Origin of the sequence: Enterococcus sp. FSL R5-0957 (genome assembly GCF_038008005.1) — a bacterium.
Classification (GTDB): Bacteria; Bacillota; Bacilli; order Lactobacillales; family Enterococcaceae; genus Enterococcus_B; species Enterococcus_B faecium.
In genome coordinates, this window is the sequence record NZ_JBBOYG010000001.1 from 740,509 (window position 1) to 759,713 (window position 19,205).

16 protein-coding genes, 1 pseudogene and 1 other annotated feature are annotated in these 19,205 nt (G+C 38.5%); of the genes and pseudogenes, 15 read left to right on the forward strand and 2 right to left on the reverse strand.

Annotated elements, in window-relative coordinates:
* Nucleotides 1–26: 26 nt before the first annotated feature.
* The 3 genes from MKX69_RS03510 (at nt 27) to MKX69_RS03520 (ending at nt 4,240) form a co-directional block, all read left to right on the forward strand.
* Nucleotides 27–926 (forward strand): ABC transporter ATP-binding protein, encoded by a 900-nt coding sequence (locus MKX69_RS03510; protein WP_002295091.1) that lies wholly within the window; start codon nt 27–29, stop codon nt 924–926.
* Nucleotides 919–2,181, forward strand: a complete 1,263-nt coding sequence (locus MKX69_RS03515; RefSeq protein ID WP_341008813.1) for an ABC transporter permease — start codon at nt 919–921, stop codon at nt 2,179–2,181. Before MKX69_RS03510 ends, MKX69_RS03515 begins: the two co-directional genes overlap by 8 nt.
* A gap of 160 nt (nt 2,182–2,341) precedes the next feature.
* Complete coding sequence (locus MKX69_RS03520) at nt 2,342–4,240, forward strand: fructose-1,6-bisphosphatase (protein ID WP_341008816.1); 1,899 nt, start codon at nt 2,342–2,344, stop codon at nt 4,238–4,240.
* A gap of 451 nt (nt 4,241–4,691) precedes the next feature.
* Here the strand turns inward: MKX69_RS03520 and MKX69_RS03525 are convergent, their stop codons facing one another.
* The gene (locus tag MKX69_RS03525) at nt 4,692–5,411 is read right to left on the reverse strand and encodes a gamma-glutamyl-gamma-aminobutyrate hydrolase family protein (RefSeq protein WP_341008817.1); all 720 of its coding nucleotides are present in this window, start codon (nt 5,409–5,411) and stop codon (nt 4,692–4,694) included.
* A 189-nt stretch (nt 5,412–5,600) separates the two neighbouring features.
* Nucleotides 5,601–5,648 (forward strand) — a sequence feature (sodium ion sensor (DUF1646 type); this cis-regulatory element may regulate processes involved in with the transportation of sodium ions).
* Nucleotides 5,649–5,747: 99 nt separating this feature from the next.
* Here MKX69_RS03525 and MKX69_RS03530 point away from each other — a divergent pair.
* The 10 genes from MKX69_RS03530 to MKX69_RS03575 are packed head-to-tail and all read left to right on the forward strand — an operon-like array spanning nt 5,748 to nt 15,665.
* The gene (locus MKX69_RS03530; RefSeq protein WP_002349065.1) at nt 5,748–6,080 is read left to right on the forward strand and encodes a hypothetical protein; all 333 of its coding nucleotides are present in this window, start codon (nt 5,748–5,750) and stop codon (nt 6,078–6,080) included.
* A complete protein-coding gene (locus MKX69_RS03535) occupies nt 6,067–8,070 on the forward strand; it encodes a V-type ATP synthase subunit I (RefSeq protein WP_341008818.1) in 2,004 nt (667 codons plus the stop codon). The genes MKX69_RS03530 and MKX69_RS03535 overlap by 14 nt, the downstream gene beginning before the upstream one ends.
* 18 nt (nt 8,071–8,088) lie before the next feature.
* Complete coding sequence (locus tag MKX69_RS03540) at nt 8,089–8,559, forward strand: V-type ATP synthase subunit K (RefSeq protein WP_002292848.1); 471 nt, start codon at nt 8,089–8,091, stop codon at nt 8,557–8,559.
* A 20-nt stretch (nt 8,560–8,579) separates the two neighbouring features.
* The gene (locus MKX69_RS03545) at nt 8,580–9,164 is read left to right on the forward strand and encodes a V-type sodium ATP synthase subunit E (RefSeq protein ID WP_002295097.1); all 585 of its coding nucleotides are present in this window, start codon (nt 8,580–8,582) and stop codon (nt 9,162–9,164) included.
* Nucleotides 9,165–9,178: 14 nt separating this feature from the next.
* Nucleotides 9,179–10,165: a V-type ATPase subunit gene (locus MKX69_RS03550; RefSeq protein ID WP_341008819.1), complete on the forward strand. Its 987-nt coding sequence runs from the start codon at nt 9,179–9,181 to the stop codon at nt 10,163–10,165.
* Nucleotides 10,155–10,466, forward strand: a complete 312-nt coding sequence (locus tag MKX69_RS03555; protein ID WP_002292844.1) for a V-type ATP synthase subunit F — start codon at nt 10,155–10,157, stop codon at nt 10,464–10,466. The genes MKX69_RS03550 and MKX69_RS03555 overlap by 11 nt, the downstream gene beginning before the upstream one ends.
* A gap of 21 nt (nt 10,467–10,487) precedes the next feature.
* Nucleotides 10,488–12,269 carry a V-type ATP synthase subunit A gene (locus MKX69_RS03560; protein ID WP_341008820.1) on the forward strand — a complete coding sequence of 594 codons (1,782 nt, stop codon included), beginning with the start codon at nt 10,488–10,490 and terminating at the stop codon, nt 12,267–12,269.
* The gene (locus MKX69_RS03565; RefSeq protein ID WP_002292842.1) at nt 12,262–13,638 is read left to right on the forward strand and encodes a V-type ATP synthase subunit B; all 1,377 of its coding nucleotides are present in this window, start codon (nt 12,262–12,264) and stop codon (nt 13,636–13,638) included. Before MKX69_RS03560 ends, MKX69_RS03565 begins: the two co-directional genes overlap by 8 nt.
* A 6-nt stretch (nt 13,639–13,644) precedes the next feature.
* Nucleotides 13,645–14,280, forward strand: coding sequence for a V-type ATP synthase subunit D (locus MKX69_RS03570; RefSeq protein WP_341008822.1), 636 nt, complete (start codon nt 13,645–13,647; stop codon nt 14,278–14,280).
* A gap of 29 nt (nt 14,281–14,309) precedes the next feature.
* Complete coding sequence (locus MKX69_RS03575; protein WP_002295106.1) at nt 14,310–15,665, forward strand: TrkH family potassium uptake protein; 1,356 nt, start codon at nt 14,310–14,312, stop codon at nt 15,663–15,665.
* Nucleotides 15,666–15,856: 191 nt separating this feature from the next.
* On the opposite strand, the gene MKX69_RS03580 is transcribed toward MKX69_RS03575, so the two are convergent.
* Complete coding sequence (locus MKX69_RS03580; RefSeq protein ID WP_002319821.1) at nt 15,857–17,251, reverse strand: aminotransferase-like domain-containing protein; 1,395 nt, start codon at nt 17,249–17,251, stop codon at nt 15,857–15,859.
* Nucleotides 17,252–17,342: 91 nt separating this feature from the next.
* Here MKX69_RS03580 and MKX69_RS03585 point away from each other — a divergent pair, with 91 nt between their 5' ends.
* Nucleotides 17,343–18,314 carry an ornithine cyclodeaminase family protein gene (locus MKX69_RS03585; protein ID WP_341008828.1) on the forward strand — a complete coding sequence of 324 codons (972 nt, stop codon included), beginning with the start codon at nt 17,343–17,345 and terminating at the stop codon, nt 18,312–18,314.
* A pseudogene (locus MKX69_RS03590) lies at nt 18,311–19,093 on the forward strand (PhzF family phenazine biosynthesis protein). The gene MKX69_RS03585 and the pseudogene MKX69_RS03590 overlap by 4 nt, the downstream one beginning before the upstream one ends.
* Nucleotides 19,094–19,205: the final 112 nt, after the last annotated feature.

Consider the following 19,205-nt stretch of genomic DNA (forward strand, 5'->3'; position numbering starts at 1 on the left):
TGATTTCTTGAAGAAGGAGTGAAGAAATGTTAGAAGTCAAGGATCTTGTTAAAACTTTTGGGAACTACACAGCTGTCGATCATGTCTCTTTCCAAATCCCCGATGGAAAAATCATGGGGCTAATTGGCCAAAACGGGGCTGGGAAGACAACGACTTTTCGTTTGATCTTGGATTTTTTGACACAAGACCAAGGAGAAGTGTTATGGAATGGCCATCATCTTGGGGAGAAAGATTATGATGTCATCGGTTATCTTCCGGAGGAACGGGGACTTTATCCGAAAGTAACGATTCAAGACCAACTGCTTTATTTTGCAGAACTTAGAGGGAAATCAAGAAAAGAGATTGAACCAAAAATCGATTTTTGGATGGAAAAATTTCAGGTAAAAGGGAAAAAGACGGATAAAGTAAAATCTTTGTCTAAAGGAAATCAGCAAAAAGTCCAGCTGATCGCCACGTTAATCCATGAACCTAAATTGATCATTTTGGATGAGCCATTCAGCGGGTTAGATCCGGTAAATGCTGAATTGCTAAAAGATGGAATATTGGAATTGAAAAAACATGGTTCATGTGTCATTTTTTCTAGCCACAATATGGATAATGTAGAAAAAATCTGCGATCATTTGATCATGTTGCGAAACGGAAAAATGGTTTTGAATGGAAAAGTACATGAGATTCGTGAATCATTTGGCCGTACGAAGTTATTCTTGGAATCTGGTTTAAGCCAACAGGAAGTAGAAGAAATCGAAGGCGTGAAAAAAGTGATCCTTCATGAAGACAATACGTTAGAGATTACCTTAGAAGATCCTGAAGCTGGGAAAGAAATCTTTACTCGTGCGACTCAGTTCGGCTACATTCCTATGTTTAACCAGCAACCGCCAACTTTGGAAGAGATTTTCAAATTGAAAGCAGGTGAAATCGATGCGTAAGTTTTGGATTATTACCAAAGATGTCTATTTAAAAAATGTTAAGTCGATTTCTTTCTTGATCATGATATTAGTCCCTTTTATCATGCTGGGTATCATTTATGTAGTAGGAAACTTTGCTCAACAAAATAGTGATGTCAATAAAATCGGCGTATTGGCTGATAATGAGCAAATCAGTCAGCAAATGAGCCAAGTCAAAACAGATGATTTTGAGTTCAAAGCAGTTGATTCTGAAGAAAAAGCACAAAGAGAGCTTTCGGAAGAAAAAATCGATGCGTATTTAGTAGTCTCAACTGAGAATGATAAGATAAATGGGATGCTTTATAGCGAAAATTCATTAGGACAAAGTACACAACTACTGATACAACAACAACTGACTGGCTTGCAATCGATGCTTCGAGCAAGTCAATTAGGCATTTCACCAGAAGAAGTAGCTAGCTTGAGCCAACAAGCAAGTTTGACTCGACAAAAAGTCAATTTTGATTCAAAAGGAAAAATGACAGTCGGAGAAGATAACTCGACAGTCCAATATGTCGTAAGTTATGTAGCAACGATTGTCTTGTTCATTATTATTTTGACGTATGCGCAGATCATTGCACAAGAGATCGCTTCTGAAAAAGGCACGCGGATCATGGAAGTGATCCTGTCCAGTACGACTGCACAAAAGCATTTTTACGGAAAACTAACAGGTGTTTTACTTGTTGCATTAACGCAAATGGCATTATACGGTATTATTTTTGGTATAGGATACAGTCAATTCAAAGATATGGAAATGGTCAAAAATATATTAGACGGTATCTCATTGGATAACTTGATTGGACCATTCTTGTGGTATTCTCTTCTATTCATGATCTTTGGCATTTTGATTTTTTCTGTTTTAGCAGCTTTATGTGGCTCTTTGGTCAACAAAGCAGAAGATACAGCAAAAGCAATTTTGCCAGTGACTTATCTATCTCTAGGCGGATATATGCTTGGATTGATACTAGGAGCTTCAGATCCAAACAATATCGTTATTCGGATCACTTCGTATATTCCATTCTTATCTTCATATATTATGCCGGTTCGCTTAGCAAATGAGACAGTCGGTATGGGTGGAGCATTGATTTCCTTGTTGGTACTTGTAGCCGTAACATTCTTATTGATGATCTTGTCTGCAAACATGTACAAATCGAATGTACTCGTTTATAGCGAAGGCGGATTATGGAGTTCATTAAAACAATCGATTTCAATTATGAGGAATGAACGAAAAAAAGCATAAAACAATCCTAAAATACAGAAGGAAGCTGGACATCTATTGTTCCCAGCTTCTTTTTGTATAGACCTATTTTATTTATTTTACTATATTGGATATATATTCATTGAAAATAGTGTATAACAACTTTATAATATTGAGTATACCAATTTTTGGAGGCGTTTTAATGGACCGTTATTTAGATTTACTTTCAGAAAAATTCCCCTCAACGGAAGATGTCATCACGGAAATCATCAATCTCGAAGCAATTTTGCAGCTTCCAAAAGGAACAGAGTTATTTTTGAGTGATATACATGGCGAATTTCCTGCTTTTGATCATATTCTGCGTATCGGTTCAGGAAATCTTAAAGAAAAGATCAAAGACCTTTTTTCTGAACAAATGACGGAAACGGATATCAGCCAATTCACTATTTTTACGGCTTATCCAGAATATGCATTAACGACTGATTGGTACAAAGAACAAGATAAATCGCAGCTGATCCATCATTTGATCGATCTTTTACGGTTTACGACAGTCAAATATACCCGGTCAAAAGTTCGAAAAGGATTGCCGAAAGAATATAGCTATATCATTGAGGAACTCTTGTATATCGATGACCGTATCAATGGAAAAAAAGACTATGTAAAAAAAATCATTGAACAACTTGTTTTGATGAAGGAAGAAGAAAAATTTTTAACGAAACTTGCACAGACGATCCAAAAATCTGTCATCGATCATTTGCATATCGTTGGAGATATTTTTGACCGAGGAACTCAAGCAGCAAAAGTGATGGATCGAATCATGGATTTTTCTTCTGTAGATATCCAATGGGGAAATCATGATATTTTGTGGATTGGTGCGTATTGCGGCTCTGAGGCATGTTTACTGACACTTTTACGGATTGCAGCACGCTATAATTATTTATTTGAATTAGAGAAAGAATATGGGTTGAATTTACGTCCATTGTTTTCTTTTGCTCATCAAACTTATCAGAAGAATCCAGTATTTGCGCCTAAAAACAGTAAAGATCTATCCGAAAGAGAGCAAGAAGAATTAGAAAAGATCCATCAGGCACTTTCTATCCTTCAATTCAAATCAGAACATCAGTTATTGGATCGTCGACCTGAATTTAAAATGGACGATCGTAAATTGCTGGAAAAAATCGACTATGAAGCATCAACGGTTGATTTAGAAGGTCAGCTCTATGAGTTGAAAGGAACTTGTTTTCAAACGATCCAGCCAGATGATCCAAAAAAATTCTTGGAAGAGGAACAAAAAGTGATTGATAGTTTGATGTATTCATTCCAGCACTCTTTGAGAATGCAAAAACATATGACGTTTTTGATCGAAAAAGGGGGAATGTATCTCACGAACAATCAGCATGTGCTGTTTCATGGCTGTATACCTGTAGACGAGAAGGGACAGCTCTTAGCATTTGAATTAGACGAATCTTATCGCGGAAAAGAACTGCTGGGCTTTTTTGAAAAACAGATAACTGAAAGCGCAAAAGATCTGACCGCAAAAGAAGATTTAGCAACCGATTTGATTTGGTATGCGTGGAGTGGGGCATTTTCGCCTTTATTCGGTAAGAGTAAAATGGCGACTTTTGAACGTTATTTTCTCACAGAGCCTCATACGCACATCGAGAAAAGCAATCCTTATTATCACTTGCGAGATGAAGAGTGGTTCAGTGAAAAAATTTTAGCAGAATTCGACACAAAAGAAGAAGGGTCAGCAATCATTAATGGGCACACGCCAGTAAAAGTAAAAAAAGGGGAGTCACCGATCAAAGCAAATGGAAAAGTATTTGTCATTGACGGAGGTTTATCCAAAGCTTATCAAAAAACGACAGGAATTGCCGGTTATTCACTATTATGCAATTCTTATGGTTTCCAAATCGTGACACATTATCCGTTTTTGCCTATTGAACAACAATTTGCAAAAAAATCCGACCAAACAAATGTGAAAAAAGTAATCGAACAGCAACTACCACGCAAACTCAATCGTGATACAACAAAAGGTATGGAACTGCAACAGCAGATTACCCAGCTCAAAAGGCTGTTGGACTATCGAAAGGACGATTGAGAAGAATTCCAGTGAACATTGTTCCATAGACTGGAGACTGAGACAAAAGTCGTGTTGCAGTCTCTTTTTCCAGATAAACGGTGTTCTTCTGCCAACTCCTCGGTCACAAGTCATAATATCAAACAAACATGAGAAGCTGTTTTTTGAAATTGCTCCTTGTGACTCAGAGTTGAACGGCAGGCTCACGACCTCTTGGTATAAACGGTGTTCAATCAGCTGACCCTCGATATTAGCTCAAAAAACGGTAAAATATGAGAAGCTATTTTTCCGTTTTGTTTCTCTAATACTTAGGTCAAGGCACTGATCTCACAACCTCTTCCTTAAACGGTGTTCAAAAGCCAGTTTCTCGGTATTAAGCCAAGTTTATGCAAAAATGTGAAAAGCCATTTTCACAAAATTTTTCTTAATACTCGAAACTAAACAGCTTTTTCACAACCCCTCAGAAAGTCTATTAAAATTCATTCACAAAGAAATCGAATAAGCGCTGTTCAGATGGATGTACACGGTGGGTAAGTTCCGGATGCCATTGAACACCGAGGATTTTATGCATATAATCTTTGCTTTGAACCGCTTCAACGAGTCCATCGTTAGAAAAAGCGATGGCTTTTAATAAAGGTGAAAGATCTTTGACTGCCTGATGATGGTAAGAATTCACAAAATATGGATCGGGGAGAAGGTTGCTTAATAAACTGTCTGAAACAATCTTGACTTCGTGAGTCGTAAATTGCGGGGCAGTGGGCTGTTGTTCATGTTTTACTGACCACTTTGGATATAATGAAAGATCTTGATAAAGTGTACCTTCCAAAACGACATTCAATAGTTGGAGTCCCCGGCAGACTGCAAAAATTGGTTTTCTTTGTTTCAATGCTTCCAAGATCAGTGCCTGTTCAAATTGGTCTCGTTGAATATTTGTTTCCGTTAGCTTTGGATGAGGATCTTCCATGTAAAGTTGTGGACTGACATCTTGACCACCTGCAAGAATAAGTTTGTCGATTTGTCCAATCAGTTGAGGAGCTGAATCTGGAGACATGACTGGCAGAATAAGAGGCAATCCTTGAGCATCTAAAACTGCATCCACGAATCCTTGCGGTGTATAGCTCACTTGATTTCCTTGGAAAGTATCTGTTGCTCGAATCAGTTGATTTCCGGCAATGCCGATGATTGGTTTCATTTGTATTCCCCCTAAAGTAGACTTATTGTAACAAGGATTTAAAAAAAATTAAACTATGTAAGACTTGCCCCTATACTTATCTGTTCTTGCTGTGTTACTATCTGTAAAGAGAAATTTCGTGTGAAATTCATGACGATAGTTGAAAATATTGCTTAATTTGTTATAATAAAAAGTAAGCAGAAATAAAAAGGTTGGGCGTAAGCTTCAAGGATCTAGTTCTTCAAGGGGTGAGAAGGACATTTTATTGAAGGGACCTGCCTATACTAAGTTATCTATAGAGGTACATACTTTCAATGAAAAAAGAAAGCATGTACCTCTTTTTTAAATCGAAAGGAAGTGAAGCAAGTGTTAGAAGCTTTGGAACAAATCCGAAAAGCAGAAGAAGAAAATGAAAAGCGTGCTCAAACACTGCGGCAGCAGCTGAAGATCTATGCAACAGAAAAAGAGCAGGAATTGGAAACGATCCAAACAAACTATCGACAACAACTAAAACAGTTGGTGGAAGAAAAAGAACAATTCGAAATACAAGAATTAGAAAAAGAAAAAATGAAATTGAAAGCAGAAGCAGACAAGGTGCAAGCAACTTTGAAAGATCAATATCAAAAGCATCAGAGTCAAGCGATCGGTGCGATCATTGAAAGGGTGAAAGAAACTTATGGCCGTCACTAAGATGGAAAAAATGACCCTCATTTCAGATAAAAGAAATCAGGAGAGGATTTTACAAGCAGTACAAGGAATCCAAAACGTTGAAATCCGGGATCTGTATCAAAATAGAACAAACAACCAGTGGGTGGAGAAGTATTTTCCAGATACCACGATTATTGATAAAGAAGCAAAATTAAGCGCTTTAGGTAATCGGTTGAAAGACATCCAAGAAGCTATCCAATTCATACAACACCACGGCGATAGCCGTCAAAAGAAACTCCATTTGAAACGTCAAGAACTTTCCTTACAAGATTTGGAAGCCAATTATTCCGAAGAAAATTTCATAAATAAATTGAAAGAAGTCCTTGATTTAAAAGAAAAGTGGGAACAACTAACTGAAGAACGTGATCGTTTAGAAGAAGAGGAAGAATGGCTTCTTCATTGGCAACAGCTGGATATTGCTCCAAGTATGTATGCAAGTAAGACGACCATTTTTGAGATGGGGACTGTGAGTGCAGCAAATTTTGAAAGTTTCAAGGAAGAACTGAGTAAGCTTGATGACGTTTATATGGAAGAAATAGATTATACGCCAAAACAAGTTTATCTTTCGTATGTTGCTTTAAAAAAATCAGTTGCTGTTATAGAAGAAATTGCTGGGAAATACGGGTTCAATAAAGAAACGTATCCTTATGAACAAAATCCTAAAGAAAAACTGCAAGAGACCAAGCAGCAATTATCCATTGTTCACGAGCAGCAAAAGAAGATAACGACAGCGTTAGGTCAGTGCAGTGGCTATATCCAAGAATTTGAATGGGTAGAAGAAGTCACACTTGCCGTTGCAGAACGAGAAAAAATAAAAGAACGGTTTATCCATGCGACTTATCTGATCGTTTTGCAAGGTTGGGTAGATGCAGAAGAAAAACAGAATTTGCTGCATTTGTTAAACGAAACCGTATCAGAAGAAGATATATACGTCAGTTTCGAAACACCAAACTCAGAAGAGATTCAGCAGGAAGTCCCTACTAAATTGAAAAACCATCCGCTTGTCGAACCTTTTGAATTGCTGACTGAAATGTACAGTCTGCCAAAATATGAAGAAGTAGATCCAACACCTTGGATGACACCATTTTATCTTGTCTTCTTCGGGATGATGGTCGCAGATGTTGGTTACGGATTGCTGATGCTCATTGGGACAATACTAGCTCAAAAACTACTTGTTCTACCACGCGGGATGAAACGTTTCGTAAAATTCTTTGAGATTCTCTCGATACCATCGATCATCTGGGGATTGATCTACAGTTCATTTTTCGGACAGGCATTACCAAAAGAACTGTTTGGCATCCGCTTGCCTTTCCCAATCCTATCTACGACGGATGACGTCAATACGATTTTGATTTTATCCGTGATTTTCGGTCTGATACAGATTTTGGTTGGATTATTTGTGGCAGCAAAGGAAAATATCAGGAGAAAAGATTACTTGAGTGCTGTCAGTGATGGATTTGCCTGGCAAGGGATCCTAATTGGGATCGTTATTGCGTTGGTTGGTGCCATGTTGATAAAAAATACAGCATTTGTTTACCTTGGCGCTGGGCTATCGATCATTGCTGCCTTATGTATCTTGATCGTTCCGATTATCCAAACGCCGTCTAAAGTCAAAGGTGCTGCCAAAGGTGCGTATAATCTTTACGGACTGACCGGCTATATCGGTGATTTAGTCAGTTATACACGTTTGATGGCATTGGGTATTTCAGGCGGAAGTATTGGAGCGGCATTCAATATGCTAGTTGCTTTCATGCCGCCAGCTGCTCGATTCAGTGTAGGGATCCTTTTGATCATCGCTTTACACGCACTGAATATGGTTTTGACACTGCTAAGTGCCTATGTCCATGGCGCACGATTGCAGTATGTCGAATTTTTTGGGAAGTTTTATACAGGAGGCGGACGTGCCTTTGATCCGCTGAAAACGGCGGAAAAATACGTCAACATCAATCACAAGAAAAAAAACAATAAATAATTGGAGGATTTTTATATAATGATGGATTACTTAATTAGTCAAAATGGTGGAATGGTGTTTGCGGTATTAGCGATGGCAACAGCGACGATTTTTTCAGGGATCGGTTCAGCTAAAGGTGTTGGAATGACAGGTGAGGCAGCAGCAGCATTGACAACAAGTCAACCCGAAAAATTCGGGCAGGCTCTGATTCTGCAATTGCTTCCAGGTACGCAAGGTTTGTATGGATTCGTTATTGCCTTTTTGATTTTTATCAACTTAGGAAATGATATGTCAGTTGTACAAGGACTGAACTTTCTAGGCGCTTCTCTGCCGATTGCTTTTACAGGCTTGTTTTCAGGTATCGCCCAAGGAAAAGTCGCAGCAGCAGGTATTCAAATTTTAGCGAAAAAACCTGAACATGCTACAAAAGGAATCATTTTTGCTGCGATGGTTGAAACATACGCGATTTTAGGTTTCGTTATTTCCTTCCTATTAGTGTTGAATGCCTAAGCATAAAGGAGGAAAAGCAGATGAATGCCATTGAAAAAATCATCTCTCAGATGAACGAAGCAGCAGAGCAGGAAAGAGCGGCGTTAGAACAAGAAGAGCGAATGAAGATCGATCAAAACTTTGAACAAAAACGTACGCAAGTTGAAACAGAACATCAAAAACAAAAAGAAAAACAAATCGAATTACTCGAAAAAAAATACCGTCAGCTAAGGAATCGCCAGCAAGTAGAAGTACGACAAGAAAATTTGAATGCGAAGCAGGAATTTTTAAGACGATTGTTTGCAGATGCGGTAACTGAAATGGAAAATTGGGATGAATCTGAACAAATCCAGTTTATCAAAAATGCATTGTATTCATTACCTTTGACAGGAAAAGTAGCATTCATTGCTGGAGAAAAATCAGCAGCCTATCTTTCTCAGACGTTGTTGGATGAATGGAACAATGAACTTCCCTTTATGATGGTTTTAAGTGATGAAACTGTTGCTGATCAAGCGGGTTTTCTGATAAACGATCAAGGAGTTCAGTATAATTTTCTTTTCAGCAGCCTTGTACAAGATATCCAAGGAACGATGAGTTTTGAGATTGCCAATCAATTATTCGAATAAGGAGGGATCAGTGTATGGAATACCACGAACTAAATCCCTTGATTCGCGGAAGAGAGCTTGAACTTTTGTCCAATGAGACATTTGAACGGATGATTCAAACAAATTCTGTCGAAGCACTTGGTGAAATATTGAAATCCACGATTTACAATCCATATATTTATGACGGATATGAATATGACTTCGAACAGAATCTTTTAAAGGAGCAGAGCCGTCTATTTCGCTGGTTAAAGGAATCAGCACCGGAGCCTGAAATCGTTTGGATCTATACGATGCGTTATACTTTCCATAATCTGAAGGTTTTGACAAAAGCTGAGATGACAAATCAAAATCTGGACCATTTGCATATCGACGATGGATTTTATTCATTAGAAACCTTGAAGGATGCCATTCATACGCAAGTTTCAAATGAACTTCCTGAAAGCATTATGGACAGTATACGAGAAGTACGTGATTATTTTGAAGAGTCTACCATTCTTCAGGGAATTGACGTGATTTATGATCGACAGTTTTTGACAGAGCAGCGACGGCTTGCCGATAAGCTAGGATATCAAGAATTGCTGACAGAAGTCATTGCTTTTATTGACTTGACCAATATCACAACGATGGCTCGAGGAATATTGCAGAAAAGAACATATGGGTTCATGACGACGGTACTTTCCAGCTCGGGAAGTATCGAAAAAGAAGTATTTTTGAACTTTGTAGATAAAGATATGGAAGATTACACGAATTTTCTATTAGAGACAGATTATGCTGATTTTCTGCGCCCTGTCATCCGTGAGGGAAATATTGATCTCGTAAAGCTTGAACAGTTGAAAGATGATTATCTAAGTTCATTGTATCAAGAAGCACAAACCCAGGCTTTCGGACCACTGCCACTACTATCCTTTTTGAACGCAAAAGAGGTAGAAAGCAAAAACCTTCGTTTACTGGTTATCGGCAAAAGAAGCCATTTCGAATCAGAAACAATCAGAAAGCGGGTGAGACAAGTCTATGACGCATAAGATTGGTGTAGTTGGCGACAAAGATTCTGTTTTGCCATTCAAATTGTTTGGCTTTGATGTTCGTTATGGTACAACCAAGCAAACCGTTCGTCAGGCAATTGAAGAAATGGCAAAGAATGAGTATGGCGTGATTTATGTCACAGAGCAATGTGCAGCATTGAGCCCAGAAACGATCGAACGTTACAAGGAACAAATGATACCTGCTATCGTATTGATTCCCAATCATCAAGGATCATTAGGAATAGGGCTGGAAGAAATTCAAAAAAACGTAGAAAAAGCAGTAGGTCAAAATATCTTATAGTATGAAAAGGAGATAGAAATTTTGCAAATTGGAAAAATCATAAAAGTCTCCGGACCTCTTGTAATGGCTGAGAACATGTCTGATGCCAGTATCCAAGACATGTGTCTAGTGGGAGATCTAGGAGTTATCGGAGAAATCATCGAGATGCGTGGCGATGTGGCGTCTATTCAAGTATATGAAGAGACTTCTGGAATTGGTCCAGGCGAACCGGTTCGCTCTACTGGTGAAGCTTTATCTGTTGAATTAGGACCAGGGATCATTTCACAAATGTTTGACGGAATCCAACGGCCATTAGATACCTTTATGGAAATCACACAAAGTAATTTCTTAGGGCGCGGAGTTCAATTGCCCGCATTGGACCATGAGAAAAAATGGTGGTTCGAACCAACAGTAGAAGCCGGAGAAACGGTGAGTGCTGGAGATGTTATCGGGATCGTAGAAGAAACAAAAGTTATAAAACATAAAATCATGGTGCCAAATGGGATAAAAGGTACGATCAAAACAATCGAAAAAGGTTCATTCACTATTGATGAAACAGTATGTGTCATTGAAACCGAAAATGGTGACAAAAATTTGACGATGCTTCAAAAATGGCCAGTAAGACGTAGTCGGCCAATCAAAGAAAAATTAAACCCGGATGCACCCATGATCACTGGACAGCGAGTGATTGATACATTCTTCCCAGTGACAAAAGGAGGAGCAGCAGCTGTACCTGGTCCTTTTGGTGCAGGGAAAACAGTCGTTCAGCATCAAATTGCAAAATGGGCCGATGTGGACATGGTTGTCTATGTGGGATGTGGCGAGCGTGGAAATGAGATGACGGATGTTTTAAATGAATTCCCTGAATTGATTGACCCTAATACAGGAGAATCGTTGATGGAACGTACGGTATTGATTGCTAATACATCAAACATGCCAGTAGCAGCTCGAGAAGCTTCTATCTATACGGGAATCACAATTGCGGAATATTTCCGTGACATGGGTTATGACGTTGCTATCATGGCAGACTCCACTTCACGATGGGCAGAAGCACTTCGTGAGATGAGCGGACGTTTGGAAGAAATGCCTGGTGATGAAGGTTATCCAGCTTATCTTGGTTCACGGCTTGCGGAATACTATGAACGATCTGGAAGAGTCATTGCATTAGGATCAGAAGGTCGCGAAGGAAGTATAACCGCAATCAGTGCTGTATCGCCGTCTGGAGGGGATATTTCGGAACCAGTCACACAAAATACATTGCGGGTCGTAAAAGTATTCTGGGGTCTTGATTCCAGTTTAGCCCAAAAAAGACATTTTCCTTCGATCGATTGGATACAAAGCTATTCTCTTTATTCAACAGAAGTAGGGAAGTATATGGATCATATCCTTCAAGCTGACTGGGCAACCATGGTCACCGAGGGCATGCGTATTTTGCAGGAAGAACAGCAGCTGAATGAAATCGTGCGTTTGGTAGGGATTGATTCCCTTTCAGATAATGACCGTCTGACATTAGAAGTGGCAAAATCCATTCGTGAAGATTATTTGCAGCAAAATGCTTTCGATGATGTCGATACATTCACCTCAAGAGAGAAACAGTTCAAAATGTTGAAGATGATCTTGACCTTTGGTGAAGAAGGACGCCGTGCGTTGTCGTTAGGTGCTTATTTAAGTGAGATCATGGACGGTACCGTATCGATTCGTGAAAGGATCGGACGAAGCAAATATATCCCGGAAACAGAATTAGAAAAACTAGATCAAATTATTGGTGAAATCAAGCAAACGATGCAAACGATCGTTTCAGAAGGAGGCATGAGCAATGATTAAAGAATATCGTACGATCGGTGAAGTCGTCGGTCCATTGATGGCGGTTGAAAAAGTTGCTGGTGTCAAATATGAAGAATTAATCGAAGTCCGTATGCAAAATGGCGAGATTCGTCGTGGACAAGTATTGGAAGTCCAAGAAGATAAAGCAATGGTCCAAATATTCGAAGGAACAAGTGGTATCAATTTACGTGACTCTTCTGTACGATTTTTAGGCCATCCTTTAGAACTAGGTGTATCGGAAGACATGATCGGTCGAGTATTCGATGGTTTGGGACGACCGAAAGATAACGGACCAGAGATCCTACCTGAAAAGCATTTGGATATTAACGGAGAAGTAATCAATCCAGTAGCTCGGGATTATCCAGATGAGTTTATCCAAACAGGTATCTCTGCAATCGATCATTTGAATACATTAGTTCGTGGGCAAAAATTACCAGTATTTTCTGGCTCTGGTCTTCCTCATAAAGAATTAGCTGCTCAGATCGCGCGACAAGCAACGGTACTCGATTCATCAGATGATTTCGCCGTAGTCTTTGCTGCTATTGGAATCACTTTTGAAGAAGCTGAATTTTTCATGGAAGATTTTCGTCAAACGGGCGCAATCGACCGTTCTGTCATGTTTATGAATTTAGCAAACGACCCTGCAATCGAACGTATCGCTACTCCTCGTATGGCTTTGACTGCTGCAGAATATCTTGCTTATGAAAAGGGAATGCATGTTTTGGTTATCATGACAGACATGACCAACTATGCAGAGGCATTGCGAGAGATTTCTGCAGCACGGCGAGAAGTTCCAGGAAGAAGAGGATATCCTGGGTATCTTTACACGAACTTAGCTACTTTATTCGAACGAGCAGGAAGAATCCGCGGACTAAAAGGATCGGTTACTCAAATTCCGATTCTAACAATGCCAGAAGACGATAAAACTCATCCAATCCCTGACTTGACTGGTTATATTACAGAAGGACAGATCATCTTGACTAGAGAGCTTTACAAGAGTGGGATTCAGCCACCAATTGATGTACTCCCGTCTCTTTCGCGGTTAAAAGATAAGGGAACTGGACCCGGAAAGACAAGAGAAGACCATGCAGCTACGATGAATCAGCTTTTTGCAGCCTATGCACAAGGAAAACAGGCAAAAGAATTAGCCGTAGTTTTAGGTGAATCTGCTTTATCTGATGTAGACAAGATCTATGCGAAGTTTGCTGAGCGGTTTGAAAAAGAATATGTCAATCAAGGATTCTACACGAACCGTTCGATTACTGAAACACTTGATCTAGGGTGGGAACTGCTATCGATGTTGCCAAGAACCGAATTAAAACGAATCAAAGACGACATGCTGGACAAATATCTGCCAGAAGGGAAGTGAGTTCTGATGGCACGATTGAATGTGAATCCGACCCGCATGGAATTGACTCGATTGAAAAAACAGTTGACAACTGCCACAAGAGGGCATAAATTATTAAAAGATAAGCAAGATGAACTGATGCGTCAATTCATCCTGTTGATTCGAAAGAACAACCAGCTGCGTCAAGAAATGGAAGAGTCTATGACAGAAGCAATGTCTGATTTTGTATTGGCAAATGCTTCGATCACGGAGCCTTTCATCGAAGAATTATTTGTTTTGCCGGCGGAAAACGTTGATTTGTCTATCGTAGACAAAAATATCATGAGTGTAAAAGTACCTGTGATGAATTTTGAATATGATGAACAGCTGACAGACACACCTTTGGAATACGGGTATTTGAATTCCAGTGCCGAACTGGATCGGTCAATCGATCGGTTTACTACCCTGCTTCCAAAACTTTTGGAACTGACAGAAATCGAAAAAACTTGTCAACTGATGGCGAGTGAAATCGAAAAGACACGTCGGCGAGTCAATGCATTAGAATATATGACGATCCCTCAATTAGAAGAAACGATCTATTATATTCGTATGAAGCTGGAAGAAAACGAGCGCGCAGAAGTAACAAGGTTGATCAAAGTAAAAAATATGGGTACCCCTGACTAAGTGGTATCCTTTTTTAAAAGAGGAAAACGATGATTAAACAAAGCAAACAAATAAAGAAACGCTTGCCGGCTGTTCAGCTTCTCGCATTAGGATTTTTTCTCCTGATTTTAGTTGGCGGCGGCCTACTTACCCTACCATTTTTTAGTAATAGTGGGCATGGGACAAATTTTATCGATGCGCTTTTCACTGCAACTTCTGCTGTCTGTGTAACGGGATTGACAACATTGAATACAGCAGAGCATTGGAACAGTGCTGGTCAATTTTTGATCATGCTTTTGATTGAGATCGGCGGTCTTGGTTTTATGATGGTTCCGATTCTATGCTTTGCATTGATAAAGAAGAAAGTCAGTCTCAGCACACGTATTATATTAAAAGAAGCGCTGAATCTAGAAGAAGTATCAGGTGTGATGAAGCTCATGCTTTACATCCTAAAATTGGCCTTTGTGATCCAATTGATTGGTACGGTTGCTTTATCTTTTGTATTTGTGCCTGAATTTGGCTGGTTGAAAGGTATCTGGTACAGTTTGTTCCATGCAATCTCTAGTTTTTGTAATGCAGGGTTTGATTTGTTAGGAGACAGTTTAGCCAATCACCAGCAAAATGTTTATTTGATCATGGTGGTATCTGCTTTGATCATTTCTGGTGGGTTAGGCTTCATCGTATGGCGTGATTTACTGGAATATCATCAGAAAAAGAAGATGACGATTCATTCAAAAATCGCATTAACCGTTACAGGTACCCTTTTATTAGGCGGATTCGTTGTGTTCTTTTTCACAGAGCGCAATGGGGCAACGCTAGTGGAAGGGAATATGTTTCAACGATTGGCAAACACCTTTTTTATGAGTGTGACACCTAGAACGGCTGGATATTATTCAGTTGATTACCTCCATATGAGCCATGCAGGTCTGATTTTAACGATGTTTTTGATGTACATCGGCGGAACATCTGGGTCGACGGCCGGCGGATTGAAAACAACTACGTTAGGTGTGTTGCTGATCCAGATGCGTTCGATGCTTAAAGGACGTACGAGAGCAGAAGCATTTGGCCGTACCATCCGACAAGGCGCAGTGTTGCGGGCACTTACTTTATTTTTTGTTACGTTGACGTTGTGTGTAGTCGCCATCATGATTTTATCGGTGACTGAAACGATACCTAAAACTTCTGGCATCGAATATATTGCTTTTGAGGTCTTCTCTGCATTTGGTACAGTAGGTCTTACGATGGGATTGACGCCAGACTTGACTGCAATAGGGAAATTGATCATTATAGCGCTTATGTACATTGGACGAGTTGGTGTATTGACTGTGGTCTTCTCTCTGATGACAAAAGCACAAAGAACACAATCAAAATACAAATATCCAGAAGAAAGTGTCATGATTGGATAATTTCATCTTCTGACAGAAACCTAGTGATTTAGTAAAATAAGAAAATAAAATAATTTTTCTTGCTTCTTGGATACTTTAAGTGCAAAATGTTCGTTTATTTTTTGAGGCACTACCCGTTGTTGAACCTCGGGTAGTGCCTCTTTTTTATTGAAAGGAATCAATAAGATTTGATTCCTTTATTTATCAATAGGTTATAATTCATATTTTTTTATTTTTTCTTTTACGATACTTAGTCCAGAAGCTAAAATTTCAAGGTTATTAGAGGATAGGGAAATTCGAACGAATGCATCTGGTTGCGCACGTGTAGTAAAGCGTCTGGAATGATAAAGTCGGATACCGTTAGCAAGAAAGTCATTCTCAATTATCTTAGGGTCAATCTCAGGATCAACTGGAAGAATTCGATAGTAAGGGACACGATTCGTTGGTTTTTCTACTTTGAAAAGAGAATCAAAAAGCTGATTGGCTCTTTTCGTAAGACTTAATTTAGTTTCTAAGATCCTATTTGCTTCATTTGAATGGAGGATTTGAGTGATGACTTCCACATCTAATCCAGAAGTTTTCACATTTATATTAAAAATTGCTTGTTCTATCTTGCTTTGGACATGTACTGGAACTACAAGATAAGCAACTCGCAATCCAGAACAAATAAATTTTGTCATTCCAGCTAAGTAGATTGTTTGGTTAGGTAATAATTTTTGGAAAGGAGGAATGATCGTATGTTGATAGTAAGTTGTTAAAAATGAATGTATATCATCTTCAATAACCCATAGACCTTCTTTTTCAATCACTTCGGCTAATTGCTCTCGTCTTTTGTGAGAGATTTGAAACCCTATAGGATTATTACAAGAAGGCATAAGAAAGACACCATGAATCTTCTTTTTTCTACATTCCTGAATCAATATATCAGGTCGCATTCCTTGCTCGTCAAAATCAATTGGAACGATCTCTAAATGATATAACTGAGCCAATTCAATGAAATTAGCGTATGTATATCGGTCTGTTGCTATTCTATCACCTGGAGAGAAAAGTGCAGAAAGTGTGATAGCCAATCCATTTTGAACACCGGAAACAATAGATAGAGATTCTAAGGACGGAATGACTCCTTGAGTTTTTAACCAATTTGCTGCAGTAGTCAATTGAAAATTTGTGCCTTTGGGATCTTGGTAATTAAGCAAACCAACAAGATTTGGGTTATTACTAGTTGATTGAATAAACGGGACAACGAATTTATTACATTCTTCAAAAGAACTAACCAGACCAAAATCAATGATATGTTCGGTTACTTCATTGCTAGAGATGGTGATGGACTCAAAGACATTGGGAGAAATAAATGTGCCACTTCCAATATTCGTATACAGCAAACCTTTCTCAATTCCATATTTATAAGCCTTGCCAACGGTAGTAAAATTTAAATCTAAATAATCAGCTAGCTCTCTTTGGGAGGGTAACTGAGTGTTTTTCTGTAATTTATTCTTTAAAATATCTTGTTCTAATTGTTGAATCAACGATCGATAATAAGGACGCTTCAATTTTTGTTTGTCTGGTCGCCAAGTTAACGGGTAATTGTCATAAGAATTAATAGGCATTTTCTCCACTCCTTAAAATTGTATACCATACAATTTTACCATTGATTGTATTGATTTTAGAAGTTAATCTTTTGTGAGGAGGGAATTGTCTATGAAAATTATTAATTTTGATGAAGTAGTAGCTTCTTTTAGTTTTGAAGAAGCGATTCAAGTAATGAAAAAATGTTTTTTTGATTATGAAAGTGGTAAAATCAGCCAAAATCCTCGATTGATGGAAATTTTACCTGACGGAAAAGACAAAAATATGTTTGCGATGATGCCTGCTTATTTGGGGGAGAACAGATATTTTGGAACAAAAGTTATTACCGCTTTTCCGGATAATCATCAGTATCATTTACCTTCTCATTTAGGAGAGATTTTCTTGTTTGATGCTCAAAACGGACTACCCAAAGCATTGATAAACGCAAATGCAGTCACCTGGATTCGAACAGCTGCTGTATCTGCGCTGGCAACAGATTACTTAGCAAATCCGCATGCAGAAACACTTGCTTTAATTGGAGCTGGTCAACAAGCATTGTCGCATTTGACTGCGATTTCTACCATTCGTCCCATCACTACAGTGTTTGTTTACGATATTTTAGAAGAAAGACGAAATACTTTTATCGCTAAAGCTAAAAAACAGTATCCTAAAATAACGTTTATAAATGCAATATCAGTAGAAGATGCAGTACGTCCAGCGGAAATCATTTGTACGTTGACCTCTAGTAAAGAGGCATTTCTTCAAAAAGAGTGGGTAAGGGAAGACGCACATATCAATGCTGTGGGCACATTTACTCCTGATACAAGAGAGATAAGTACATCGTTGATGGAAACTTCTCAAATCTATGTAGATGATTACTCAGCTGCCTTAACAGAAAACGGGGACCTGCTTATAGCCATGGCAGAAGGAGATTTAGAGGAATCTTGTATTGTTGGTACATTAGGCGAATTAGTTTCTGAGAAAAAAACATTTTATAAAGGAGAATCGAGGCCGACGATTTTCGACGCAGTTGGTCTAGCTATTGAAGATCTTTGTTGTGCAGAATATATTTATAACAAATTAGAGAAAGGGGCTTTAAAATGAACTTAGATTATTACGTAGTTGATGCATTTGCAGATGAGGTGTTCAAAGGAAATCCAGCAGCGGTTTATGTGCTAGAAGAATAGCTGCCAGAAGGTACGATGCAAAAAATTGCCATTGAAAACAATTTATCTGAAACAGCATTTACAGTGAAGAAAAATCAAGGATTTGAGCTTAGATGGTTTACGCCAGATCGAGAAATCGATCTTTGCGGTCACGCTACATTAGCAACAGCATTTGTTTTATTTAACTATTACAAAATACCTGATGAAACGATTAAATTTTCTACTCAAAGCGGTAATCTATTTGTGACAAGAATTAAAGATTATTATTACATGGATTTTCCTAGTATTATGCCGAAAAAAGTGCCGATATTGACTGAATATGAAGAAGCAATTGCGGCTAAGATTAAAGAAGCCTACTTAGCACGTGATTTATTTTTCGTATTAGAAGATGAAAAAACGGTGGCTAAATTGCAGCCAGATTTTACAGCTATCAAAAATTTTGAATTAGGAATAGGAGTCATCGTGACAGCAGAAAGTGTGCAAAAAGACTTTGTTTCTAGAACCTTCTTTCCAAAATTAACAATCAATGAAGATCCAGTATGTGGATCAGCACATTCTAATCTTATTCCTTATTGGGCAGAAAGAATGAATAAAACAAAATTGTCAGCTTATCAAATGTCATCAAGGGGCGGGGATCTAGAATGTGAATTAAAAGAAGATCGTGTGATAATAGGAGGAAAAGCAGTTTTGTTTTCTAAAGGTACCTCGTTTATTTGATTTCTTTCAAATGAATTAAAAATAAATTGGTGGAGAGTGGCAGCCTTATAGCTACAATGGTTGTTAAAAAAAGACGCAAACTTTTTCAATTTAATGAAAAGTTTGCGTCTCA

Bases quoted from the DNA above. Each gene is read 5' to 3' on its own strand.
- MKX69_RS03510 (WP_002295091.1), top strand. From the start codon at position 27: ATGTTAGAAGTCAAGGATCTTGTTAAAACTTTTGGGAACTACACAGCT.
- MKX69_RS03515 (WP_341008813.1), top strand. From the start codon at position 919: ATGCGTAAGTTTTGGATTATTACCAAAGATGTCTATTTAAAAAATGTT.
- MKX69_RS03520 (WP_341008816.1), top strand. From the start codon at position 2,342: ATGGACCGTTATTTAGATTTACTTTCAGAAAAATTCCCCTCAACGGAA.
- MKX69_RS03525 (WP_341008817.1), bottom strand. From the start codon at position 5,411: ATGAAACCAATCATCGGCATTGCCGGAAATCAACTGATTCGAGCAACA.
- MKX69_RS03535 (WP_341008818.1), top strand. From the start codon at position 6,067: ATGGCCGTCACTAAGATGGAAAAAATGACCCTCATTTCAGATAAAAGA.
- MKX69_RS03540 (WP_002292848.1), top strand. From the start codon at position 8,089: ATGATGGATTACTTAATTAGTCAAAATGGTGGAATGGTGTTTGCGGTA.
- MKX69_RS03545 (WP_002295097.1), top strand. From the start codon at position 8,580: ATGAATGCCATTGAAAAAATCATCTCTCAGATGAACGAAGCAGCAGAG.
- MKX69_RS03550 (WP_341008819.1), top strand. From the start codon at position 9,179: ATGGAATACCACGAACTAAATCCCTTGATTCGCGGAAGAGAGCTTGAA.
- MKX69_RS03555 (WP_002292844.1), top strand. From the start codon at position 10,155: ATGACGCATAAGATTGGTGTAGTTGGCGACAAAGATTCTGTTTTGCCA.
- MKX69_RS03565 (WP_002292842.1), top strand. From the start codon at position 12,262: ATGATTAAAGAATATCGTACGATCGGTGAAGTCGTCGGTCCATTGATG.
- MKX69_RS03570 (WP_341008822.1), top strand. From the start codon at position 13,645: ATGGCACGATTGAATGTGAATCCGACCCGCATGGAATTGACTCGATTG.
- MKX69_RS03575 (WP_002295106.1), top strand. From the start codon at position 14,310: ATGATTAAACAAAGCAAACAAATAAAGAAACGCTTGCCGGCTGTTCAG.
- MKX69_RS03580 (WP_002319821.1), bottom strand. From the start codon at position 17,251: ATGCCTATTAATTCTTATGACAATTACCCGTTAACTTGGCGACCAGAC.
- MKX69_RS03585 (WP_341008828.1), top strand. From the start codon at position 17,343: ATGAAAATTATTAATTTTGATGAAGTAGTAGCTTCTTTTAGTTTTGAA.